A 23,651-nucleotide genomic window follows, 5' to 3' on the forward strand; every position below is an offset into this window, starting at 1 on the left:
TCGCAGCGGATCGCCGTCACGGGAGCACGGAGAGCGCCGGGTCTGCCTGACCGCACGCGCGGCAGGCGCCGCGGCGACGGTAGGCGTACGCGGTCACCGCCGCGGCGAGAGCCAGCCCCCACGGCAAGGTGGGGAAGATCAACAGCAGTGCCGCCTGCATGCCGTCCCCCGCGGTGAGGCCCTTGATGCCGGCGACGACCAGGCCGGGGCTCGCGGCCAGCAGCACGGCGGCGACCAGGCCGCCGGCGAGGACCGGCACGCGGACCGGCACCGGCCGTCCGCGCAAACCGGGGACCCAACCGGGCCACACCTCGCCCCAGGGGCGGATGAGCCCGACGGTCAGCACGGCACCGCCGAGGGCGGCGAAGCCGAGCAGGAGGCCGAACAGCCGGGTCGCCGTCTCCAGCTCGCCGCCCTCGGGAAGGCCGAGCGGCCACGGCGTCAGCCAGGTCATGCGGAGAAGGGCGTAGGGCAGCGGTCCGGCGACCGCGATCCACGTCGCGATCCGCCCCCACCGCAGCGCGTTCGCGGGCTCGGTCCAGCGGGCGGCGGGGCGGCCGCACACCGTGCAGCGTCCGGCCACCGCGCGACGGAGGAGGACGGCCGCCGCCCCCCACAGGAGGGCTCCGCCCAGGACGAGGGTGAGGTGCGCCGGCACGAGGGCGTTCGCTGCCAAGCCGTCCGCGAGCTCGGAGCCCAGCGTCACGAGGGTGTCCCACCCCAGCGCGCCGGAGACCACGCCGGCGACGAGCAGGGCGACCACGCCCAGCAGCCAGGGCCGGGCCCGGCGGTCGCGGACCGAACCGACCACGAGGACGACGACGAAGGCCGCGGGGGCGATGATGGCGCACAGGTAACCGACCAGCGACAGCACGCCGAGGTCGGCCGACACCGCGCCCAGCAGCGCCGCCTCGAGGGCCATCAGCAGGGGCAGCGCGGGAGTCCCCGGCCGTCCGCGCGCCACCACGGCGAGCACCAGGCCGGCGGCGGCCAGCCCGATGACCGTCCAGGTGGTCACGGCTGGCGGGAGGAGGGCGACCAACCCGAACCGGTCGTCGTCGTCGAACGCGGGGAGGCTGCCGGGGTCGAGCAGCCAGCGCAGGCCGAACACCAGGTGCAGGGCGCTCCAGGCGGCCGCGGCCAGCAGGACGCGGTCGAGCAACGCGATCGATCGGGAAGGTGTGGCTTCGGGAGCCGGCGGGTGGTCATGGGCGATGGTCACGGCGACCTCCGGGATGCGGCCCGGGCCGTTCCCAGGCACATCCCCAGGCTCGTGAGCCGGCGGTGCCCGCTGCTCCCCCGCGCGGGGGATCTGCCTCCGCTGGGCGGGTGGTTCAGCCGTCGAGCAGGCGGGCCTCCGGGGCGGGGATCGCCGCCTGCGTGCGGTCGCTCAGGGGGGTCAGGCGGGGTGCCCGCGCCCGTGCAGCGCGGGCACCCCGATGGCGTGCTACCTCCGGCCGAGGCGGTAGCCGACGAGGACGCCGATCAGGGTCAGCACGGCGCCGCCGACGGCGCCGAGCGCCAGGGTCTGCACGTCGCCCGGCGTTCCCGCGGGAACGCCGGCCTTGCCCGCGAAGACCGTCGGCGCGGCCTCGCCCACCGGGGCGGCGTGCTTGCCGGCGACGTCCGCCTCCGTCACCGCGGTCGGGCCCACCGCAGCGGCCGACGGAGCAGCGGCGATCGGCACCGCGACACCCGTCAGCTCGTCGTCGATCGCCTTGAAGAACTGGCCGGCCATCCGCTTGGCCACACCGGTGATCATCCGCTGGCCCACCCCGGCCACCGGCCCGCCGATCACGGCGTCGGCCGAGTAGGTCAGGTTCGTCTTCCCGTCCTCGGCCGGCGACAGGTTGATCGTCACCGTCGCCCGGGCGTTGCCCGGTGCACCCGCGCCCGACGCGTGCATCACGTAGGACGACGGCCGCTGCTGGTCCGACAGCCGCACCTCGCCCGCGTACGTCCCCTTGATCGCGCCGACGCCGACGGAGACGTTCATCTTGTACTCGTCGTCACCGACCTGCTCCAGGGTCTCGCAGCCCGGGATGGTGCGCGCCAGCACGGCCGGGTCGGTGATCACCGCCCACACCTTCTCCGGGTCGCCCGAAAGAACCGCAGAGCCGTCGAGGTTCACGCCATCACTCCAGTCCCCGCGCGGCGCTCGGCCACGGCGGTCTTCTCCGAATCGGGGGAACGCACCAGGTCGTACAGCTCGGTGGGCGAGATCGGCATCGAGGCGATCCGCCGGCCCACCGCGTCCTCGATCGCCGAGGCCAGCGCCGCCGTCCCCGGGATCACGCCGGCCTCGCCGGCGCCCTTGATGCCCAGCGGGTTCAGCGGCGACGGCGTCTGCTGGTGATCGATCACCACGTCCGGGATCTCCGAGGAGTACGGCATCAGGAAGTCCATGAACGAGGCGTTCTGCAGCTGCCCGTCGCCGTCGTAGGCCATCCGCTCGTACAGCGCCCCGCCCACGCCCTGCGCGACGCCGCCGTGCACCTGGCCCTCGACGATCATCGGGTTCACCACGTTGCCGCAGTCGTGCACCACCGCGTACTTCACGACGTCGATCTCCCACGTCGCCGGGTCGATCTCCACGATCGCCGCGTGCGCGCCCGACGCGAACGTCGAGCGGATCGGCGAGTAGTAGTCGCGGTGCTCCAGCCCCGGCGCGTCACCCGCGGCGATGGGCGGCTTCGAGTCGTCCCCGGCCTTGGCGAACTGCGTCGCCTGCCTCGCGGCCTCGTCGAAGGCGTACCGCAGCGGGTTGGACAGGACGGCGACGGTGCGCAACGGGATCGACGTCCCCGGCACGCCCTTCACCTGCACCAGGCCCTCGTCGATCTCCAGGTCCTCCGGCGAGGCCTCCAGCACGTCGGCGGCGATCCGCAGCGCCTTCTCCCGCACCCCGCGGGCGGCCAGCGCGATCGCGTTGCCGCTCATCACCGCGGCCCGCGAGGCGAACGTGCCGACGGCGTACCCGAAGCGGCGGGTGTCGCCGGTGGTCACCTCGACGTCCTCGATCGGCACCCCGAGCTCGGAGGCCACGATCTGCGCGAACGCCGTCTCGTGGCCCTGCCCCTGGGAGGTGAGCCCGGTCGAGACCAGCACCTTGCCGCTGCCGAGCACCTGCACGTGCCCGCCCTCGTACGGGCCGGGCCCGGTGCCCTCGACGTACATGGCCATGCCGACGCCGAGCAGCTTCCCGCGCGCCTCGGCGTCGCGGCGCAGCTCCTCGGCGGCGTCCCAGCCGACGAGCGTCTTCAGCTTGTCCATCAGCCCCGGGTAGTTCCCCGAGTCGTAGATGACCGGCCGGCCGTCCTGGAACGTCAGGTGGTGGTCGTAGGGGAACTGGTCGGGCTGGATCAGGTTCCGCTCGCGGACGACGGCCCGGTCCAGCCCGAGCTCGTCGGCGATGCGGTCCATGGTCCGCTCCATCGCGTAGCAGCCCTGGGGCCGCCCGGCGCCGCGGTACGGCGTCACGATGACGGTGTTGGTGAACACCGACTCGACGATCACCCGGTACACCGGGATCGCGTACGGCCCGACCAGCTGGGTCGCCGTCACGATCGGCACGATGATCCCGTAGGGCGTGTAGGCGCCGTTGTCGTGCCAGATGTGCACGTCGAGGGCGGTGATCCGCCCTTCGTCGTCGTAGCCGACGGTGATCTCCTGGCGCTGCTGCCGCTCGTGCGCGGAGCCGATGAAGTGCTCGCGGCGGTCCTCGGTCCACTTCACCTCCTGGCCGAGCGCGATCGCGGCCATCGGCACCAGGAGCTCCTCGGGCCACGGGTGCACGATCTTCACGCCGAAGCCGCCGCCGACGTCGGGCGCGATCACCTCGACCTTGTCCAGCGAGAGGTCCAGCTTCGCCGCGATCGCCGCGCGCACCGACGTCGACGCCTGGGTGCTCGTGTAGACCCGCAGGGAGGAGTCGTCGGCGTCCCACTTCGCGTGCACGCCCTTGCCCTCCATCGGCATGCAGGCGCTGCGCTCGATGTACTGGGTGAAGCTCATCGTGCGGGGCGAGGCGGCCAGCACCGGCTCGACGTCACCGGTCTCCTGGTGGTGCCGGGCGGCGACGTTGTCCGGGATCTCCTCGTGGACGGCGTGCTGCGCGGCGCGGGCGGCGTCCACACCGACGACGACCGGCTGCTCCTCGTAGGTGACGACGATCTTCTCGGCGGCGTCCTCGGCGATGTACCGGTCGGTGGCGATGACCATGACGACCGGCTCGCCGACGTGGTTGACCTCGCCGTTGGCGAGCGGGAAGCCGGTGCGCGGCGAGGTCAGCTGCGGGTGCGGGATGAGCACCGGCAGCGGCTCGGCCATCGGGCCGGTGAGGTCCTCGTACGTGTAGATCGCGACCAGGCCCTCGACGTCGAGCGCCTCGTCCACGTCGATGGAGACGATGCGGGCGTGCGCGTGCGGCGAGCGCACGAACGCCGCCGCCAGGGCCCGGGACCCGATGTCGTCCAGGTAGCGGCCCTTGCCGGTGATCAGCCGCTGGTCCTCGCGCCGGCGGACCGGCTCGCCGAAGAGCTTCGTCGTCACCGCTCGCCCCTCTCAGGCATAGGAAGCTTTACCTGCGTTTCCAGCCCCAGGACGTAGGGATAGCTTCCTATGCCCGGGGTGGCCGGTGGCATCAGGCGTCCTTCATCGCGGCGGCCGCGGAGTGCACGGCCTTCTTGATGTTGGCGTAGCCGGTGCACCGGCAGAGGTTGCCGCCGACCATCTCGTCGACCTCCTCCTCGGTGAGCTCGGCCGAGTTGTCGCGGCCCTCGAGCCCGGCCGCGATCGTCATCAGGAAGCCCGGCGTGCAGAACCCGCACTGCAGCGCGTGGCACTCGCGGAACGCCTCCTGCACCGGGTGCAGCACCTGCCCGCCCTGGTGGTCCTCGCGCGCCAGCCCCTCGACGGTGCGCACCTCCGACCCGTCCACCTGGACGGCGAGCATCAGGCACGAGCGCACCGGGGCGCCGTCCACGATCACCGTGCACGCCCCGCAGACGCCGTGCTCGCAGCCGACGTGCGTGCCGGTCAGCCCGAGGTCGTGGCGCAGCGCGTCCGACAGCAGCCGGCGCACCGGCACCGTGGCTTCACGTGGAACACCGTTCACGGTGACGGTGATCGTCCGTTCGGTGTCGACGGAGGCGGTCATGCGGCGGTCCTCCCAGCAGCTTCGGCGGCAGCCTCGGCCAGCGTTCGCTCGGTCAGCACCCCCACCAGCAGCCGCCGGTAGTCGGCGCTGGCGTGGATGTCGGTGTCCGGGTCGACCAGGGTGCGCGCGAGCGCCCCGGCGGCGGCCCAGTCGGCCTGGTCCACCGGCGAGCCGGCGACGGCCTCGGTCAGGTCGTGCACCTCGGGGGTGAGCCCCACCGAGACGTAGGCGGCGCGGGCCGACTCCACCCGGCGGTCGGCGTCCAGCGTGACGACGACGCCCGCGCCGCAGACCGCGTAGTCGCCCTTGCGGCGGGCCACCTCGGCGAACGCGGTGCCCGCGCGTGCCGGGAGGGCCGGGAAGGTGGCGGAGGTGACGACGGCGCCGCCGGGGATCGACGTCTCCAGCGGCCCCACGAAGAAGTCGCGCCAGCCGACGGACTCGGTGCCCGACGTCGTCGCCACCGTGACCGAGCCGTCGGTCAGCGCCAGCACCGACGTCATCTCGCCGGAGGGGTCGGCGTGGGCGATCGAGCCCACCGTGGTGCCCCGGTTGCGGACCGCCGGGTGGGCGACGTTCGCGGTGGCCCGGCCGAGCAGGGGCTGGGCGGCGGCCGCGCCCTCGTGCCGGAGCAGCGTGTCGTGCCGCACGAGGGCGCCCACCGTCACGCCCTCGCCGGTCACCTCGACCGTGTCCAGGCCGGGGATCCGGTTGATGTCGACCAGCGTGGCCGGCGCCGCCAGCCGCATCGACAGCAGGGGCAGCAGCGACTGGCCACCGGCCAGCACCTTGGCGCCGTCCTCGGACAGGAGCGTGAGAGCTTCGTCGAGCGTGCTCGGATCCGCGTAGCGGAAGGGGGCGGGCTTCACCGGCTGCGGTCACCTCCGTGCGTGCTGGAAGACGCCACTCTGTCACCGGCACGAAGCGGGCGAAAGTACCTCAGCGCTAAAACTTCGTTGCGAATTCGCTGCGGGTTCCGGCCCCGTCCCGTTTCCGCTGGGCAGGCGTCGGTAGCGCCGGCCGACGACGGCGAGCGGGTCGTCGCCGGCCCGGTCCCATAGCGACCCGGCGCCGCGGGGAACCCGTGCCGGAACGCGCGCCGCCCCCGGTCCCGGACGACGGGTGCTGTCGTCCGGAGACCGGGGGCGGCGGGGGAGCGGGTCTAGCGGTCGCGCGTGTCCCTGCCGGGGGTGTGCCCGCCGAGGACGCCGGGGCGGCCGACCTCGTCCACCGACGACGGGTCGGTGCCACCCTGCTCGTCGGCGTAGCCGCCGGCCGGGCCCTCCGCTTCGGCGCCGTGGCCGAACGTGCTGCCGGCGGCGGGGTGCGTGCCCTCGCGCAGGAGTGCGGCCTTCATGTCCGCCGGGGCCAGGGCGCGGGCGACGTGCCAGGCGACGACGGCGACGATCGAGCCGAGCGCGATGCCGTTGAGCACGAACTCGTCGGTGAAGGTGAGGGTCACGTTGCCGACGCCGATGATGATCCCGGCGGCCAGCGGCACCAGGTTGATCGGGTTGGCGAAGTCGACCCGGTTCTCCTTCCAGATCTTGGCGCCGAGCAGGCCGATCATCCCGTAGAGGACGACGGTGATCCCGCCGAGCACCCCGCCTGGGACGATGTTGATCAGGGCGCCGAACTTGGGGATCAGCCCGAGCAGGATCGCCACCAGCGCGGCCACGTAGTAGGCCGCCGTCGAGTAGACGCGGGTGGCGGCCATGACGCCGATGTTCTCGGCGTAGGTGGTGGTGGGGGAGCCGCCGACGGAGGTGGCGACGACGGTCGCGATGCCGTCGGCCGCGACGGCGCGGCCCATGTACGGGTCGAGGTCGCGCTTGGTCATCTCGGCGACGGCCTTCACGTGCCCGGCGTTCTCCGCCACCAGCGCGATCACCGCGGGGATGACCAGCAGGCTGAAGTTCAGCGAGAACGACGGGCCGGTGAAGTCGGGGAGGCCGAACCAGTCCGCGTCGGCGACCGAGTCGAAGTTGATCCGGTCGCGGGTGGTCTCGGCGCCGGTGCCGTCGGGCGAGGTGATCTGGCCGGCGGTGGCGTCGAGCAGCACCGACAGCAGGTAGCCGAAGATCAGGCCGAGCAGGATCGAGATGCGGGCCAGGAACCCGCGCAGCGCCAGCGAGGCGACGATGACGAAGGTCATCGTCGCCAGCGCGACCCACTGGTCCTGCGGCCAGTACGTGCCGGCGGCGACCGGGGCCAGGTTGAAGCCGATGAGCATGACCACCGCGCCGGTGACGGCCGGCGGCAGCACCTTGTTGATCAGTCCGAGCCCTGCGAAGTGGATCAGCAGACCGACCAGGGCGAGCACGACGCCGGCCACGAGCAGCGCGCCGACGACGTCGCTGGAGTCGCCGCCGTTGGCCCGGATCGCGGCCACGCCGCCGACGAACGCGGCGCTGGTGCCCAGGTAGCTCGGTACCCGGTTCTTCACGATCAACAGGAAGATGATCGTGGCGACGCCGCTCATCATGATGGCGAGGTTGGGGTCCAGCCCCATGATGATCGGGAAGACGAAGGTCGCCCCGAACATCGCGACGACGTGCTGCGCGCCGATCCCGACGGTGCGCGGCCAGGAGAGGCGTTCGTCGGGGGCGACGGCCTCTCCGAGTGGGGGCGTCTTACCGTCCCCGTAGAGCTTCCACCCGAACGACATGAGTGCCTCCTCGACGTGCCTGTCCGACTCGGTCCGGCGTCGGTCGACGGCTGTCGGCCCGATCGCGAGGCGCCACTGTGTCACTGGGCACAGGCCCGGCGGAAGTACCTCAGTGCTAAATCGTTGTTGCATCGAGATGCCGATACTTCACCGCTGAGAGATCTCTCGGTACGGTCCGGGCATGAGCTCCTCAGCCCCTCCCGGTGGAGACGCCGCGGTCTCGGTGCAGCTGCGATCCGGCGTGTACGCCGACTCGGTGAAGCTGATGCAGGTGAGTCGCCGGATCAGCGGCCGCGAGGGCGTCGGCGCCGTCCTCGTCGCCATGGCCACCCCCCTGAACCTCGAGCTCGCGGCCGGCATGGGCCTGGCGCCCGAGGGCGAGACGAGCCCCGAGCAGCTGCTGATCGCCGTCCGCGCGGACGACGAGGAGACGCTGGCCGCCGCGCTCGCCGACGTCGACGCCGCCCTCGCCGAGCGGGAACGCGCCACCGGCACCGCCGCCGCCATCCCGCACCGCACCGTCGGTGCCGGCCTCGACGAGCTCTCCCCCGAGGCGCCGGCCCTGGCGATCGTCAGCGTGCCGGGCGCGTACGCGGTCGCCGAGGCCGCCGACGCGATCGCCGCCGGGCGCAGCGTGCTGGTCTTCTCCGACGGCGTCCCGGTGGAGCACGAGGTCGCCCTCAAGCGCGCCGCTCACGACGCCGGGGTCCTGGTCATGGGCCCCGACTGCGGCACGGCGATCGTCTCCGGGGTCGCCCTCGGCTTCGCCAACGTGGTGCGCCCCGGGCCGGTGGGCCTGGTCGCGGCGAGCGGCACCGGTGCCCAGCAGGTCTCCTGCCTGCTCGACATGGCCGGCGTCGGCGTCTCCCACGTGCTGGGCGTGGGTGGGCGCGACCTCAAGTCGGAGGTCGGCGGCCTGGCCACCCTCGACGCGCTGGCCGCCCTCGACGCCGACCCCGCCACCGAGCGGGTGCTGCTGGTCTCCAAGCCGCCGGCCCCGGAGGTCGCCGCGGCCGTCGAGGAGGCCGCGGGGCAGCTCTCGGTGCCGGTGCGGTCGGCCGCCCTCTCGCCGGAGACCCCCGACCTTACCGCCGCCGTCGAGGCCCTGCTCACCGACATGGGGCTCGACGTCCCGGTGTGGCCGTCCCGCCCCGGCCCCGCCGAGGCCGCCGTACCCGGCGCGGTGCTCAAGGGCCTCTACTCCGGCGGCACGCTGGCCGACGAGGCGATGCTCCTCGCCGCCCCGGCGCTCGGCGGCATCCGGTCGAACACCCCGCTGGAGCCCGAGCTCGATCTCGGGACGGACCTGTCCGCCTCCGGGCACGTCGTCATCGACTTCGGCGACGACGCCCTCACCGTCGGCCGCGCGCACCCGATGATCGACCCGACGCTGCGGCTCGAGGCGATCGCCGGGGTGGCCGCCAGCGACGAGCCCGCCGTCCTGCTGCTCGACGTCGTCCTCGGGCACGGCGCCGACCCCGACCCCGCGGGGGCGCTGGTCCCCGCGCTGGATGCGGCGCGGGCGCAGAAGCACCTGCCGGTCGTCGTGGCGCTGATCGGCACGGAGGGCGATCCGCAGGGCTGGTCCCGGCAGGCCGACGCCCTCGCCGCGGCCGGCGCCGCCGTCTTCTCGTCCAATGCTGCCGCCACGCGGTACGCCCTCGACCTGCTGGGAGCTTCGGCATGACGCTCGGCAACCTGCTCTCCGGACCGCCGGCGATCGTCGCCGCCGGCGTCGACGTCTTCTCCGACGCGCTGCGCGCCCAGGGCGCCGACGTCCACGACGTCGACTGGCGGCCCCCGGGCTTCGGCGACCCGGCCGACCTCGCCGCCCTCGCCCTCGACGCCCGCCGGGCCGCGGCGAACCGCACGGCCGTGGAGCGCGTGATGGCCGCCGGCTCCGTGCTGGTCGACGTCCGCCCCGCCCGCGAGGTCATCGGCCTGACCGACCGCACGCTCCTGCACTCCGGCCCGCCGCTGGCGTGGGAGAACGCCTCGGGGCCGATGCGCGGTGCGCTGATCGGCGCCTGCCTGTTCGAGGGGTGGGCGGCCGACGTCGAGGAGGCGGAGGTCCTCCTCTCCACCGGCGCGGTCACCCTGGACCCCTGCCACCACCACCGCACCGTCGGCCCGATGGCCGGCGTGACCAGCCCGTCCATGTGGATGTGGTGCCTGGAGGACCCGGTCACCGGTGGCAAGGCCTACTGCAACCTCAACGAGGGCCTGGGCAAGGTGCTGCGCATGGGGGCCTTCAACGAGGAGGTGCAGACCCGGCTGCGGTGGATGCGCGACGTCCTCGGACCGGTGCTGTCGAAGGCGGTGCGCGGCTCGATCGACGCCGGCAACGACCCGCTCGACGTGAAGGCCGTGCTCGCCCAGATGCTGCAGATGGGCGACGAGGGGCACAACCGCAACCGCGCCGGCTCGCTCATGGCGCTGCGCGAGCTGTCGCCGTCGATCGTCGCCAGCGGTGCCTCGTCGTCGGACATCGCCGACGTGCTGCGGTTCATCGGCGGCAACGAGCACTTCTTCCTCAACCTCGGCATGCCGACGGCGAAGCTCGCCCTCGACGCCGCCCGCGGCATCCCCGGCTCGACGATGCTGACCGTGATGTCGCGCAACGGCACGGAGTTCGGCATCCAGACCGCCGGCACCGGCGACCGCTGGTTCACCGGGCCGGCGAACACCCCGGTCGGCCTGTTCCTCGGCGACTACGGGCCCGACGACGCCAACCCCGACATCGGCGACTCCGCGATCATGGAGACCTACGGCATCGGTGGGTTCGCGATGGCGGCGGCGCCGGCGATCGTCCGGTTCGTCGGTGGCACCGTGCCCGACGCGCTGGCGACGACCGAGCGCATGTACCAGCTGACCCTGGCCGAGAACCCGGCGATGGCGATCCCGATCATGGGCTTCCGCGGCTCGCCCACGGGCATCGACGTCCTCAAGGTGGCGCGCACCGGCTGGCTGCCGCAGATCAACACCGGCATGGCCGGGCGGATCGCCGGGACCGGCCAGGTGGGCGCGGGGTTGGTGCAGCCGCCGCAGGAGTGCTTCGAGCAGGCGCTGGCGGCGCTGGCCGAGGAGGCCCGCACCGCCTGACCCCTCCGGATGCGACGAACTCGTGGTCATCAGCCGCGGATGACCACGAGTTCGTCGCACTCGGGAGGCAGGCCGGTCAGAGCAGGCCGCGGGCGCGCAGCGTGCGCAGCCCGGCGAAGACGTGCCGGCGGATCCGGTCCTGGGTCCTCTCGTGCATGTCGACGAAGCGGAAGCACAGCTCCGTGCGGTCGTCCTGCCGCGGGATCCGCCGGGTCACCTCCCCGCGGCAGGGCACCTCCTCCTGATCCAGGCAGACGACGAGGGGAAGCACGGCGCCGAGGCGCAACGGGTCCTCATCCTCCGGCTGCGTCGTCCCGTCCTCGCCGGGCAGACCCTCCGGCTGCTCGACCGCTCCCTCGGCGGATCCGGCGGCCGGGCCGGCCGTGGGGGCGGTGACCGTTGCGCGGAACAGCGCCCGCATCCCGCCCTCGCTGATGTCGAGGCTCGCCCCCCGCAGCACCTCGGTCCCGACGGTCATCTGCACCTGCACGCTCAGCGGTGCGCGCACCGCCGACCGGCGCTGGCCGCGGGTGGCGGGGCCGACGGGCCGCAGCCGCCACTGGGGCGGGTCGGACCGCGTCGCGACCAGCTCGGTCGGCCGGGATCGCAGCTCCTCGGGGCCGCGCCACACCACCTCGACGTGCTCGCCGGGCTCGATCGCGACCCCCTGCTGCATCCGGTCCTCATCGACCGTCACCACGAACTCCGTGGCACCGGCCGCCTCGACCCAGCTCAGCAGCACGTCGCCCTTGCTGGTGACCAGCAGATCGACCACCGCTCGCGGCTCCGGGTAGTCGATCCCCGCGCTCTCGGCCATTGGTGCCCCCGTGTTCCTGAAACGATCCGTTCTGGTGGCGGCAGGCTAGTGGGGCAGGGTTACGAATTACTGAACGCGCTGCTCAGGCGGGGTGTGTCGGGTGTGTCGCCGGCGGGTCCGAGCGGGCGGAGTGGCGCCGCCTGGCGTGCGGCTGGGCAGTGTTCAGGCGGGGCCGCAGGTGAGCAGGTGGTCGACGGCGGCGGCGAACCCGTCGACGTCGTCGAGCGCCTCGGTGAACGGCACCCGCAGGTCGTAGCAGCCGTTCCGGCCCTGCACGCGGAACCGGACGCCGAACCGGTCCAGCCCCAGCAGCCGGACGTCGTCGTGCCGGCCGGCCCAGTGCTGCACCCGGCCCGTCAGCCGGCTCAGCGCAGCGGCCTGCTGCGCCATGAGATCGATCTCCGCGCCGCTGACCACGTCGGGCCGGGCGGCCCGGAAGTCGTCGGGGTCCACCTCGGCGCGCGTCCCGGACTCCTCGAGCTCGACCTCGGCCAGGTCCAGCCGCACCAGCGCCGCACCCAGACCCACCTCGAACAGCACCTCCGCGGGCGAGGAGTCGGCGAAGTCCAGCACCAGCTGCGGCGCGTCCTGCTCGCTCACCGGCACGAGCCAGCCGGTGAGCTGCACGAGCCCCCGGACGGGGTGGCGGAGCGGGAGGGGAGCGCGGTCGGCGACGGTCAACCGGGCGGGGACGTCGCCCAGCGGGGAGGAGCGCAGCGCCGTCATCACACCGCCGTCGGTGGGGACGACGAGCAGGACGTCACCGTCGGCCGTCGTCGTCGCGGCCAGCACCTGGCAGGAGCCGACCCCGGCGACGTGCAGGCTGGCGGCGGAGCGCACCGCGACGGTGCGGGCGCGCTCGGCCGCCGGCGGCTGCCGGTCGACGGCCGCGGACGAGTGGGTCGGGCCGGCCGTCATGGACCACCTCGGAGAGCTCGTGGGCGAGTAGTAAGGTGAGCCTAACCAAACCGGAGGTCCCGAGTGAACACGCCCCGTCCCAAGGTCCGGCTCAGCCGCGCGCTGGGCATCCCGCTCACCCCGAAGTGCGTGCAGTACTTCGAGCGCCGCCCGTACCCGCCGGGCGAGCACGGGCGGAAGCGTCGCAAGGACAGCGACTACTCCACCCGGCTCAAGGAGAAGCAGCGGCTGCGCGCGCAGTACGACATCAGCGAGACGCAGCTGCGCGCCGCCTTCGACCGCGCCAAGCGGACCGGCGGGAAGACCGGCGAGGCGCTGATCCAGGACCTCGAGTCCCGGCTGGACGCCACCGTGCTGCGCGCCGGGTTCGCCCGCACCATCTACCAGGCCCGCCAGTTCGTCACCCACCAGCACGTGCTGGTCAACGGCAAGCGGGTCGACCGCCCGTCCTACCGGCTCAAGCCCGGGGACTTCGTGCAGATCGCGGAGAAGTCGCGGACGAAGGAGCCGTTCGTCGTCGCCGCGTCCGGGGCGCACGCCGAGGCGCCGAAGTACCTCGAGGTCCGGCTGGCCGACCTGGTCTGCCGCTACGAGCGGACGCCGACCCGCGACGAGGTGCCGGTCGTCTGCGAGGAGCAGCTGGTCGTGGAGTACTACTCCCGCTGACCTCCCCGCGGGAAGGTGCGCACCGCCCGCATCGGCTGCCTGGTGGGCCGGTGCGCGCCTCCCGCCGTCGGATCCACCCTTGCCGTGCGTGCGCGGAGCCGTCAGGCTGCGCCACCACGTGGGCGAGCTCCGGGAACGTGCCGCACGACGCACACGCCGAGCGCTTCCGGTTGACGAGCCCGCCGGAGAACGAGATCCCGGTGGTCCTGCCGCTCGCGGCCGTGCTCGGCCGCAGCGACCACGCGGCGGTCGCGCTCACCCGCGTCGCGGTCTTCTCGACGGGGGTGCTCGTCGACCTCGTCGTCCGCGTGCGTCCCGGCGCCATCCCCATGGTGGACCTGCACGAGATGGTGTGGCGGAGCGGCGACGGCGCACCGCGGATGCTGATCGGGGTCCAGCTCGCCGACGGCACCCGCCTGGACAACGACCGCCGCCAGGGGCCGATGGAGGACGTCGTCTTCTCCTCGCAGGGCGGCAGTGGCAACGAGCACTCGGTCGACCAGGGCTGGTGGCTGGCCCCGCTCCCGCCATCCGGGCCGGTGCGGTTCGTCGTGCGCGGCCCGGTGCTGGGGATCGAGGAGACGGTGACCGAGCTCGACGGGACGGCCATCCGCCGGGCGGCCGAGGACGTGGTCGAGCTCTGGCCGTGGACGCCGCCGGAGCCGGCGCGCGAGGAGTCGGGGCGCCATCCCGACGTGCCGCCGGACAGCTGGTTCGCCGGCTGACGACCAGGCGGCCAGGCGGGCCGCCCAGCAGACCGTCGGCGGCCGCGCATCGGCGCTGGCCCCCCGTGGTGGGGAAAAGGTCGTGCCCAATGCACCCCGTGCGGGCGCGGGTGCGAGGATATGGGCAGCACGAACGAACGGCCGCCGCCACGGTGGTCCGGCGTGTGCCGGGCCGTCGGGAGGCAGCGCTGAACAGGCACCTGGCGGAGCTGATCCCCGGTGGACCCCGGACGGAGCTGCAGCGGCTGGTCCTCGAGCACGACTGGGGGACGACCGCCCTCGGCCCGCAGGCGGACTGGTCACCGACGCTGCGGACCACGGTCAGCACCGCGCTGAACTCACGCTTCCCGTTCCTGCTGATGTGGGGACCGGAGCTCGTCATGGTCTACAACGACGACTACGCCCCCATGCTCGGCGCCCGGCACCCGGCCGCCCTGGGCGGGTCGGCGCGGGATGTCTGGGCCGACATCTGGCCGGCCCTGGACCCGATGGTCGCCGAGGTCATGGCGGGGCGGGCCACGTACTCGGAGGACCTGCTCCTGGTCATGACCCGCCACGGGTTCGAGGAGGAGACCTACTTCTCCTTCTCGTTCAGCCCGGTGGTCGAGCCGGGCGGCGCGGTCGTCGGCCTGCTCGACACCGTGGTCGAGACCACCCACCGCGTGCTGGCGGCGCGCCGACTCGGCATCCTCCAGCGGCTCGGCAGCCTGCCGCGCGCCTCGCACGGCGACACGACGGAGGCGGTGTCCACCGCGCTCGGGGTGCTCGCCGACGCGCGCACGGACTGCCCGTTCGGGCTGGTCTACCTGGCGGACGAGGACGGGAAGCCGCGCTTCGTCGCCGGGCAGGGCCTCGGCGTGCACGGGGAACTGGCCACCAGTGCCATCCCCGAGCAGGTGCTCCGCGCCATGGCGACCGGCGAGGCGCAGACGGTGACCGGGCTGGCCGGCGTCCTGCCGGGGCTGTCCAGCGTCGGCGCGAGCCCGGCCGGACAGGCCGACGTCGACACCGCCGTCGCCCTGCCGCTCACGGCCGCCGGCGCCGAGCGGCCGATCGGTGCGCTGGTCCTGGGCGCCAGCCCGCACCTCCCCCTGGACGACGGCTACCGCATCTTCATGGCGTTGGCCGCCGGGCAGGTCGCCGCGGCGATCGCCGACGCGCAGGCGGTCGTGGCCGAGCGGCGGCGGGCCGAGGAGCGGGCACGGTCCGAACGCGCGCGCGCCCAGTTCTTCACCGACGTCGCCGTCACCCTGCAGCGCGCGGTCCTCGGGCCGACCGCGCTGCCCGAGGGGTTCGCCGTCCACTACGAACCGGCCACCGGCACGCTCGAGGTCGGCGGGGACTGGTACGACGTGGTGGACCTCCCCGGTGGCGGCTACGGCGTGATGGTCGGCGACGTCGTCGGCCGGGGTCTGCCGGCCGCGGCGGTGATGGGCCAGCTGCGCAGCGCCGGCCGGGCGCTGCTGCTGGAGAGCCGGTCCCCCGCCGACGTGCTGTCGGCTCTCGACCGGTTCGCCGCGCTGGTTCCCGGCGCCGCTGTGAGCACGGTCTTCTGCGCCGTCGTCGACCCGCTCGCGGGCATCCTCTGCTACAGCAGCGCCGGGCACCTGCCGGCGATCCTGGTCGAGGAGAACGGTGCCACCTCGCTGCTGGAGGCGGCGAGCGCGCTCCCGCTCGCCGTCGCGGACGGGGACGGGCGCCCGGAGGTCGAGGTGGCCTTGCCCGCCGGCTCGACGCTGCTGCTCTGCACCGACGGCCTGGTCGAGCGGCGGCACGAGGCGCTGGACGAGGGGATCGGCCGGGCGGTCGACGCGCTGGTCGACGGCCGGCACCTCGGCCCCGCCGAGCTGAAGGCGCGGCTCACCGAGCGGCTGCTCGGCGACGCCCCGGACGACGACGTCGCCTTCGTGCTCTTCCGCTGCGGCTGACGCGGGCGCGGTAGCCGGGGATGGACGTCGTCCGGGTGAGCAAGCGGCTGTCCTTCGTCCTGCGGCACCGCCCCGAGTCGGTCGGGATCACCCTGGACCCCGCCGGCTGGGCCGACGTCGACGTGCTGCTCGCGGCGCTCCACCTCACCCGCGAGCAGCTCGAGCACGTCGTGGCCGCCGACGACAAGCGCCGGTACGAGCTCCGGGGTGGCCGCATCCGCGCCAGCCAGGGGCACAGCGTCGCCGTCGATCTCGGTTACGCGGACGAGACGCCACCGGACGAGCTCTTCCACGGCACCGTGGCGCGTTTCCTGGCGGCCATCCTCGCCGAGGGGCTGCGCCCGGGACGTCGGCACGCGGTCCACCTGAGCGCCGACGTCGTCACCGCCCGCGCCGTCGGGAGCCGCCGCGGCGCACCGGTCGTGCTGCGCGTCGACGCCGCCGCGATGGCCCGCGAGGGCGCGCGGTTCAGCCGCTCGGCCAACGGGGTGTGGCTGGTCGCCGCGGTACCGCCCCGCTACCTGACCGTGCTCGGCGGCTGACCGGTCAGGACGGCACCCGGAGCGCCAGCAGGGCGATGTCGTCGTCGCCGCGGGTGCCCAGCGCGCCCAGCAGGCCGTCGCACATGCGGTCCAGCGGCTCCCGGCCGCGCTCCTCCAGCGCCCGCACCAGCCAGGCGGTGCCGTCGTCGAGGGTCATGCCGCGCCGCTCGACCAGCCCGTCGGTGTAGAGCAGCAGCGTGTCGCCCCGCCGGAGCACCACCTCGTGGTCGGTGCGCGGTGGCCCGTCGGCGGTGCCGGCTCCGAGCAGCCGGTCGGGTTCCCGTTCCAGCACCTCCACGCAGCCGTCGGCCCGCACGACCACCGGGGGCGGGTGCCCCGCGTTCGACCACTGCAGCGGCACCGCGTTCCCGGCCACGCCCCGCGGGTCGACGGACGCAACGGCCACGGTCACCAACGTGTCCAGCCCCAGGCCCTCCAGTACGTCGTCCAGCACGGTCAGCGCGGCGGCGGGGGAGCCGTGCCCGACCCGGGCGAGCGCGCGGAGCATCCCGCGGGTCTGCGCCATGGTGGCTGCCGCGGGCGCGTCGTGGCCGGCGACGTCGCCGATGACCAGCATGGTGCGGCCGTCGGTCAAAGGAAAGGCGTCGTACCAGTCACCGCCGACCTGCGCCTCTCGCGCGCCGGGGAGGTAGCGGGCGGCCGTCTCGAGCCCCGGGACCTGCGGGATGCCGCCCAGCAGCGCCCGCTGCAGCGTCTCGCCGGTGTGGACGGAGGCCCGTGTCGCGGCGGCCTCGGCGCCGAGCCGGGCCACGTGGGCCTCCCGGCGGAGCCGCAGCTCGCAGGTCACCACGGCCAGGATCCCGCCGAGGGCGACGGCGACCAGCCGGACGCTCTGCGCCACCGCTGTCTCGGCGGTGTACTGCTGGCTGTAGAGGCCGAGGAGCGTGGTGACGACGAACGCGGACGCCGCGTACGCGACGGTGGCCTGCCGGCTCAGGAAGGTCGCCGACGCGAGCGGGGCGATGACGGTGAGCCCCAGCACCACCTGGCCGCGGCCGGTGATCACCTCGGCGATCACGACGAGCAGCAGCACGATGGCCGGCAGCGCGGTGTTCACGCGCCCGAACCGCTTCACCGCATCCCCCTCGTGCCCGCCAGCAGCGCGGCGCGTCCCCTGGTCAACCTAGAGGACGGTGGCGGCCTCGCCGTCGACCCCCGGAGCGGTCAGCCGCCGGTGCCGGGCATCGAGTCCAGGGGCAGGCCGACGTAGAGCATGCCGATGAGGGCCCCGCCGTCGTCCCGCAGCCCGGTGTAGGCGGTGAAGTACGGCCGGTCGGCAACCGTGGCCGCACCGGTGTAGGTCCCGCCGGCCAGCACGGCGGCGAGCACCGGGTTCGGGCGGCCGTCGGGGCCGGTCCGCGCGATGGCGGTGCCGACATTGCGCCGGCCGGCGGGCGTGAGCACCGTCGTCGCCACCCGCACCATGCTCCCGGCCTCGTCGAGGCGCTGGAACAGCGTGCAGCTGCCGCCGACCTGCCGCACCACCTCGTCGACGAGCCGCGACGGCCGGCGGGGGTCGTCGCTGCGCTCCAGGGGCATGTCGCCGAGCAGCAGGTCGGGGAGCGCGGCGGTGTGCGTGGCGCCGGTGGTCTGGTCGCGCACGGGAAAGGGGGTCCGGGCGTCGCCGAGTCGGGCGCCACCCAGGTCGGCCAGCTGCTGCTCGGCCACCGCGAGGGCTCGCCGGACGTAGACCACCCGCTGGCTGTCGGCCAGCTGCCCGACGGCCTCGCTGATCCGTGCGGAGCCGCCGGCCGCGCGGTCGACGTTCTCCACGACGCGCTCGGTGGCCGCCCGCTGCTGCTCGACGGCGGCGGCGATGGTGTCCTGCGCCTCGGCGATGGAGCCGAGCGTCCCGGTGATCCGCCGGACCGCCTCGACGGCCTGCTGGGTCTCCCGCTGCACCGCCGTGATCTGCGCGTCGATGTCGCGGGCCGCCTGCGCCGTCCGGTCGGCGAGCTCCTTGACCTCGTCGGCGACGACGGCGAACCCGCGGCCGAGGTCGCCCGCGCGGGCGGCCTCGACGGAGGCGTTCAGCGCGAGGAAGCGGCTCTGCTGGCTGATCGCGCCGATCAGCCGGACGAACTGGGTGATCGACTCGCTGGCGGTCCGCAGCGCGGCGATCCGCTCGTCGACGGCCTGCGCGTCCTGCACCGCCTCCTCGGCGACGGCCGAGGCCCGGCCGGTGCTGGCGGAGATGTCGCCGATCGCGGCGCGCAGCTCGGCGAGGGAGGCGGCGGCCTCCGCGGAGGTGTCGGAGACCTCGCGCGAGGCCCGGGCGAGGACGCCGGCCTGACGCGCGGCGTCCTCCATGCTGGTGTCCCGCCCGGCGGGGCCCCGGGGTGGGCGCGATGCCGGCACGGCCGCCGCCGTCGCCGGGGGGAGCGGAGCGGGGCCTGACGACGCGGACGGACGCACGACCCGTTGCCTCCTGCAGCTGCCGGTGGACCTGCCCGTCGGCCGGGAGGTTCCGAGACACGCTAGGCCGCATGCCCGGCACCCCCGGAAGGCGCGCCGGTCGACCGCCGAAGCCGCCCGTAGGAAGCCATTCCGGCGCCATTCGGTGACCGTCCCGAAACTGTCGACTCGGCGACTCGAGTTTCTTTTGGGACAGGAGTTGAGAATGCGCAGGGTCGTGCCGAGAACAGGGGCGTCAACGAATCGGCGCAGCCAGCACGTGGACCGGGTGACCAGCATCCCGGCGGGTCTGGGCCACTGAGAGAACAGGACCACTGCAATGCGCCTGTCGCGCGTTCTGCTCGCCGGTGTCGCGGTCGCCGGCATCGCCGCCACCACCTCCGCCTTCACCGCCGGAAACACCGTCGACGCCAGCATCGCGGGCTTCGGCGCCAACACCGTCAGCGGTGTGACCGTCACAAACATCCAGTACGTGCCGTCGACCACCGACCACGCCAATCTGGCGCAGGTCGTCTTCACCGTGCAGGAGGACGTCGACACCGGTCACGGGGCGAGCCTGACGCTGCGCAACGGCCCTAGCAGCAACACGACTCCGGGCAGCATCGTCGGGACCTACGAGTGCACGACCTTCGGCACCCACGACGGGACGGTGGGCACGATCACCTGCAACACCGCACCCAACCCCGCGTTCACCAGTTTCACGGGCGTCGGCCTGGCCGTCTTCCAGACGGCCCCCTGACCCACCCATTCGAATAGGGCGGGTGCCGTGCGCCTGCCCGCCCTCCTCGTACCGGTGTCCACGCCATGACTGCTACGTCCAAGGTCGCCAGCACCAGCGCCGTCGTCGCGCTGGTGCTGGCGACCCTGTGGTTGTTCTGGCCCGCCAGCCTCGGCGGCGGCACGACGTACGTCTCCACCTTCGGCAACAGCATGGAGCCGGCCTTCCACACCGGGGACCTGGCGGTCCTCAGCCGGGCCTCCACCTACTCGGTGGGTGACGTCGTCGCCTACCGGAGCGAGTCCCTCGACACGGTCGTCATGCACCGCATCGTCGCCGCGGACGCCGAGGGCTTCGTGACCCAGGGCGACAACAACGACTGGCTCGACGAGGACCGCCCGACGCAGGAGGAGATCCTCGGCCGGCTGTTCGTCCGCATCCCGCAGGGCGGCAAGGCGCTCAAGGCGATCAGCTCCCCCTCGGTGCTCGCGCTCGTGGGCGTCGCCTCGGCCCTGGTCCTCTCCGCGGCCCGCCGGAAGCGCGGCGGCCACCGGGCCCGGGCGCTCCGCCGCCGGCTGCCGACCCTGCGCACGCCGTCCTTCGCCGTCCCGTCGTTCCCGGTGCGCTCGGTGCAGCTCCCACGGGTCCCCCGCGGCTCGCTGACGGTGCTCGTGCGGGCCCGCGCCCGTCAGGTGGCGCTGGTGGCCGCCGCCGTCGCGCTGGTCGCCGCCCTGGGTGCCGGTGCGCTCCTCGTCGTCCCCGGCACCGAGGCGGTCGAGGAGCCGCTCACGGTCACCCAGCAGGGGCGTTTCTCCTACACCGGGACCGCCGAGCGCGGCACCACCTACCCCGACGGGACGGTGGAAACGGGGGACACCGTCTGGACCAGGCTGTCGACCGGGCTGACCGTCTCCTACGAGGACACCGTCACCGGCCCCGACCTCGCCGGCCTCCAGGGCGCGCTGCGCCTCGACGTCACCGTGCAGGCGGCCGACGGCTGGAGCACCTACCTCGCCAGCGGCCCCGTCGTCGGCTTCACCGACGGGGTGGCTGCGGCGTCGGTCGAGGTCGATGCCGCCCGCGCCGCCGAGGTGCTGGCCCGGCACTACGCCGAGGTCGGCGTCTCGGGCAGCACCGCGACGCTGACCGTCACCCCCACCGTGGCCCTCACCGGCACCGTGCGGGGCACCGCCTTCGAGGCGGGCCCCCCGGCCGGCCTGGACTTCGCGCTCGACCCGACGGCCCTGCGGCTGGCCGGTGACCCCGGGACCGTGCTGACGGCGGCGACCCCGACGTCCGTGCAGGTGACCACGGTCGGCCCCCGCTCGTTCGACGTCCTGGCGCTCTCGGTGCCCGTCGGCGTGGCCCGGGCCGTCGTCCTCGCCCTGCTGGCCCTCGCGCTGCTCGTCGCCGCGGCCGGTGCGCTGCTGGGCCGGACCGGCCGCGGCGACGCCGCCGACGAGTTCCTCGTGCGGCACGCCGACCGGATCGTGCCGGTCGCCGGGTTCGCCGCGGGCGGGACCGTCATCGACGTCTCCGACGCCGAGTCCCTGCGCCGGGTCGCGGAGCGGTTCGACACCGTCGTCCTGCACCACGCCGCCGCGGAGGAGGACGTCTTCGCCGTCCGGGACGTCGACGCGACCTACCGGTTCGTGGTGCCGGGCGGAGCGGGCGCCCGGCGCGGCAGGCCGCCCGTCCCGGCCCCGTCCCGGGCGCCCCGTGCGGCCGCCGACGAGGACCTCACCGCGCCGCTCCCACCCGTCGGCCTCCGCGGTCTCCTGGCCTGATCCCGGGAACGACATCGGGGAAGCAGGGCTCCGGAACGTCGTCCGGACCCCCACTTCCCCGAAGTGGTGTTCTGGGAACTACGCCTTGACGATCGCCGCCACCGGGCCGCCGCCGGACGGGCCCTGGTGCACCGCGGCCACCGAGACGAACACCGCCGGGTCGCCGGTCACCGACGCGGTCACGCCGCCCACGCACGCCTTGATCTGGCGGTGCCAGGAGACGTCGGAGTCGTCCAGCATGGCGTTGCGCCGCCCGCGCACCTTGCCGTCGGGCGAGGCCTCGCACTTGAGGAAGACGTTGACCAGCCGGTCGCCGAGGTCGGTGTGGTGCGGCCGCTCCGGCAGCTCGAGGCCGGCGTCGCGGATGGCTGCCCAGATGCCGTCCTGGTCCAGCGCGTCCTTCATCACCGAGTGGCCGACCCGGTAGTTGCCGCCGTGCCCGCGGGCGTTGCCGACGACGACGATCTGCGCCCGGTCCAGCTCCACACCCGACGAGCAGGACGCGACCGAGGAGTACAGCGACAGGTCGCGCATGATCTGCTCCTGCTTCGGCATCTCGATCTCGCCGAGCGCCACCGCGATCCCCAGCGCCGTCGTGCCGTTGGAGATGTCCATGGAGCCGTGCGGCTCCTCCAGGATGGTGGTCTCCCCGCGCTGGTGGGCGTCGCGGATCGTGTCGATCGTCAGCAGCGGCGTCTTGGTCTGCACGTAGTGCACGTCGGCCGGGTCGGTGATGCCCGCGGCCTCCATCGCCTTCTTCACGCCCTCGGCGACCTTCTCGACCATCGCGACGCGGCCGATGTCCTCGGGCAGCAGGACGTCGCTCATCGCGTAGCCCACGGTCAGCCGCGGCTCGTCGGTCTTCTCGACCGAGTCCTCGGGCAGCGTCGCGAAGACGGTCGCGTGCGGGCTGATGACGCCGTCGGTGCCACCGGACCACACGATCGGGATGTCGCCGACCTCCTCCTTGCTCCGCGAGCCCTTCTCGAGCAGCACCTCGCGGAAGGCGCGGTCGGCGATGATCCGCGTGTAGTCGTTGATCCCGCCGTTGCCCTCGGTCTTGCCGATGACGGCGATGACGCGGTCGGCCTCCATGACGCCGTCGTCGATCAGCTTGGCGAGCTCGGAGGCGTCGCTGACGTTGTGCAGCGGGACCTTGCGGACCTCGATCGGTGCGGGCATGCGGGTTCCCTTCAGGAGTGGGTGAGGACGGTGCCGGCGTCGTCGCCGCGGACGGCGTCGGCGATGTGCTGGAGCGAGGTGATGACGGCGCGGGTGGGCGGGGCGTGGTTGGCGGCGGAGCCTTCGACGAAACGGAGAGCTGCTTCCACCTTCGGGCCCATCGATCCTCGGGCGAACTGCCCGGCCGCCGCCAGTTCGCGCAGCTCGGCGACGGTGACCCGGCCCAGCGGGCGCTGTGACGGGGTGCCGAAGTCGACCATCACGTTCGGGACGTCGGTGGCGATGACCAGGGTGTCGGCGTCGACGTCGCGGGCGAGGATCGCGGCGGTCAGGTCCTTGTCGATGACCGCCTCGACGCCGCGCAGGGCGTGCCCGTCGACGTGGTCGTCGATCACCGGGATGCCGCCACCGCCGGCGCACACCACGACGAACCCGGCCGCGGCCAGGGCGTGGATGGCGGGCGAGTCGACGACGGCCCGGGGTTCCGGCGAGGCGACGACGCGCCGCCAGCCCTTCTCCCCGCGGTCCTCCCAGGTCTGCCCGAGCGAGACGAACTGTTCCGCCCGCTCCCGCGGCAGGAAGCGGCCCACCGGCTTGGAGGGCTCGGCGAAGCGCGGGTCGTCGGCGTCGACGCGGGTTCGGGTGACCAGCGCGGCGGTGCGCTGGGGAAGGCCGCGCACGGCGAGGGCGGCGTCCAGCTCGTCGGCGACGGTGAAGCCGATGGTGGCCTGGGTCTGCGCCACGTTCCAGTCCAGCGGCACCGGGGGCACCTCGTGGGCGGCGAGCTCGTTCTTGACCAGCAGGTTGCCGACCTGCGGGCCGTTCCCGTGGGTGAGCACCACCTGGACGCCCGCGGCGACGACCTCGGCGACGTGCCCGGCGGCCTGCCGGATCGCATCGCGCTGCGCCTGCGGGGTCGCGGAGCCGTCGGCCCCGGTCATGGCGTTGCCGCCCAGGGCGATCACCACGCGCGTCGACGTCACCCCGCCGACCCTAGCCGCATT

At 74.0% G+C, this 23,651-nt stretch carries 20 protein-coding genes; 8 read left to right on the top strand and 12 right to left on the bottom strand.

Annotated features, from left to right (window positions below):
• Positions 1–16: 16 nt before the first annotated feature.
• The 6 genes from ACI79Q_RS17335 to ACI79Q_RS17360 all read right to left on the bottom strand — a co-directional run bounded on the left by ACI79Q_RS17335 (position 17) and on the right by ACI79Q_RS17360 (position 7,826).
• Positions 17–1,222, bottom strand: a complete 1,206-nt coding sequence (locus ACI79Q_RS17335) for a hypothetical protein (RefSeq protein WP_456615090.1) — start codon at positions 1,220–1,222, stop codon at positions 17–19.
• A gap of 225 nt (positions 1,223–1,447) precedes the next feature.
• A complete protein-coding gene (locus ACI79Q_RS17340; RefSeq protein ID WP_456591095.1) occupies positions 1,448–2,131 on the bottom strand; it encodes an SRPBCC family protein in 684 nt (227 codons plus the stop codon).
• A complete protein-coding gene (gene cutA / locus ACI79Q_RS17345; protein ID WP_456591094.1) occupies positions 2,128–4,551 on the bottom strand; it encodes an aerobic carbon-monoxide dehydrogenase large subunit in 2,424 nt (807 codons plus the stop codon). Before cutA ends, ACI79Q_RS17340 begins: the two co-directional genes overlap by 4 nt.
• 91 nt (positions 4,552–4,642) lie before the next feature.
• The gene (locus tag ACI79Q_RS17350) at positions 4,643–5,158 is read right to left on the bottom strand and encodes a (2Fe-2S)-binding protein (protein WP_456591093.1); all 516 of its coding nucleotides are present in this window, start codon (positions 5,156–5,158) and stop codon (positions 4,643–4,645) included.
• Positions 5,155–6,027, bottom strand: a complete 873-nt coding sequence (locus ACI79Q_RS17355; protein WP_456591092.1) for an FAD binding domain-containing protein — start codon at positions 6,025–6,027, stop codon at positions 5,155–5,157. Before ACI79Q_RS17355 ends, ACI79Q_RS17350 begins: the two co-directional genes overlap by 4 nt.
• 293 nt (positions 6,028–6,320) lie before the next feature.
• Entirely contained in the window at positions 6,321–7,826 is a 1,506-nt protein-coding gene (locus ACI79Q_RS17360; RefSeq protein WP_456613697.1) for a uracil-xanthine permease family protein, read from the bottom strand.
• 181 nt (positions 7,827–8,007) lie between these two features.
• On the opposite strand from ACI79Q_RS17360, the gene ACI79Q_RS17365 reads away from it, so the two are divergent.
• Entirely contained in the window at positions 8,008–9,513 is a 1,506-nt protein-coding gene (locus tag ACI79Q_RS17365; RefSeq protein WP_456613698.1) for an FdrA family protein, read from the top strand.
• Positions 9,510–10,928 (top strand): DUF1116 domain-containing protein, encoded by a 1,419-nt coding sequence (locus tag ACI79Q_RS17370; RefSeq protein WP_456591089.1) that lies wholly within the window; start codon positions 9,510–9,512, stop codon positions 10,926–10,928. The genes ACI79Q_RS17365 and ACI79Q_RS17370 overlap by 4 nt, the downstream gene beginning before the upstream one ends.
• A gap of 76 nt (positions 10,929–11,004) precedes the next feature.
• On the opposite strand, the gene ACI79Q_RS17375 is transcribed toward ACI79Q_RS17370, so the two are convergent.
• Positions 11,005–11,745 carry a hypothetical protein gene (locus ACI79Q_RS17375; RefSeq protein WP_456600484.1) on the bottom strand — a complete coding sequence of 247 codons (741 nt, stop codon included), beginning with the start codon at positions 11,743–11,745 and terminating at the stop codon, positions 11,005–11,007.
• 162 nt (positions 11,746–11,907) lie between these two features.
• Positions 11,908–12,663 carry a DUF2470 domain-containing protein gene (locus ACI79Q_RS17380; protein WP_456613699.1) on the bottom strand — a complete coding sequence of 252 codons (756 nt, stop codon included), beginning with the start codon at positions 12,661–12,663 and terminating at the stop codon, positions 11,908–11,910.
• Positions 12,664–12,726: 63 nt separating this feature from the next.
• Between ACI79Q_RS17380 and rpsD the strand changes: the two genes are divergently transcribed.
• From rpsD to ACI79Q_RS17400, 4 genes are all read left to right on the top strand, one after another.
• Positions 12,727–13,329, top strand: coding sequence for a 30S ribosomal protein S4 (rpsD, locus tag ACI79Q_RS17385; protein ID WP_456591263.1), 603 nt, complete (start codon positions 12,727–12,729; stop codon positions 13,327–13,329).
• A gap of 137 nt (positions 13,330–13,466) precedes the next feature.
• Entirely contained in the window at positions 13,467–14,054 is a 588-nt protein-coding gene (locus tag ACI79Q_RS17390) for a hypothetical protein (RefSeq protein WP_456615091.1), read from the top strand.
• A 164-nt stretch (positions 14,055–14,218) separates the two neighbouring features.
• Positions 14,219–15,982, top strand: a complete 1,764-nt coding sequence (locus ACI79Q_RS17395) for a PP2C family protein-serine/threonine phosphatase (protein WP_456600487.1) — start codon at positions 14,219–14,221, stop codon at positions 15,980–15,982.
• 20 nt (positions 15,983–16,002) lie between these two features.
• The gene (locus ACI79Q_RS17400) at positions 16,003–16,524 is read left to right on the top strand and encodes an RNA 2'-phosphotransferase (RefSeq protein WP_456615092.1); all 522 of its coding nucleotides are present in this window, start codon (positions 16,003–16,005) and stop codon (positions 16,522–16,524) included.
• 4 nt (positions 16,525–16,528) lie between these two features.
• Here ACI79Q_RS17400 and ACI79Q_RS17405 read toward each other — a convergent pair whose 3' ends face one another.
• Both ACI79Q_RS17405 and ACI79Q_RS17410 read right to left on the bottom strand, forming a co-directional pair.
• Positions 16,529–17,620 carry a PP2C family protein-serine/threonine phosphatase gene (locus ACI79Q_RS17405; protein ID WP_456615093.1) on the bottom strand — a complete coding sequence of 364 codons (1,092 nt, stop codon included), beginning with the start codon at positions 17,618–17,620 and terminating at the stop codon, positions 16,529–16,531.
• An 89-nt stretch (positions 17,621–17,709) separates the two neighbouring features.
• Positions 17,710–18,855, bottom strand: a complete 1,146-nt coding sequence (locus tag ACI79Q_RS17410) for a Cache 3/Cache 2 fusion domain-containing protein (protein ID WP_456613702.1) — start codon at positions 18,853–18,855, stop codon at positions 17,710–17,712.
• 424 nt (positions 18,856–19,279) lie between these two features.
• Here ACI79Q_RS17410 and ACI79Q_RS17415 point away from each other — a divergent pair, with 424 nt between their 5' ends.
• Together ACI79Q_RS17415 and ACI79Q_RS17420 are read left to right on the top strand one after the other, a co-directional pair.
• Complete coding sequence (locus ACI79Q_RS17415; protein ID WP_456600490.1) at positions 19,280–19,699, top strand: hypothetical protein; 420 nt, start codon at positions 19,280–19,282, stop codon at positions 19,697–19,699.
• 65 nt (positions 19,700–19,764) lie between these two features.
• On the top strand, positions 19,765–21,465 hold the full coding sequence (locus tag ACI79Q_RS17420; RefSeq protein WP_456615094.1) for a signal peptidase I: 1,701 nt from the start codon (positions 19,765–19,767) through the stop codon (positions 21,463–21,465).
• 78 nt (positions 21,466–21,543) lie between these two features.
• On the opposite strand, the gene bar is transcribed toward ACI79Q_RS17420, so the two are convergent.
• Together bar and ACI79Q_RS17430 are read right to left on the bottom strand one after the other, a co-directional pair.
• A complete protein-coding gene (gene bar, locus ACI79Q_RS17425; RefSeq protein WP_456591255.1) occupies positions 21,544–22,647 on the bottom strand; it encodes a barbiturase in 1,104 nt (367 codons plus the stop codon).
• 11 nt (positions 22,648–22,658) lie between these two features.
• Positions 22,659–23,630 (bottom strand): carbamate kinase, encoded by a 972-nt coding sequence (locus tag ACI79Q_RS17430; protein ID WP_456615095.1) that lies wholly within the window; start codon positions 23,628–23,630, stop codon positions 22,659–22,661.
• Positions 23,631–23,651 lie beyond the last annotated feature (21 nt).

The sequence above is a fragment of the Blastococcus sp. SYSU DS0828 genome, from assembly GCF_054050975.1.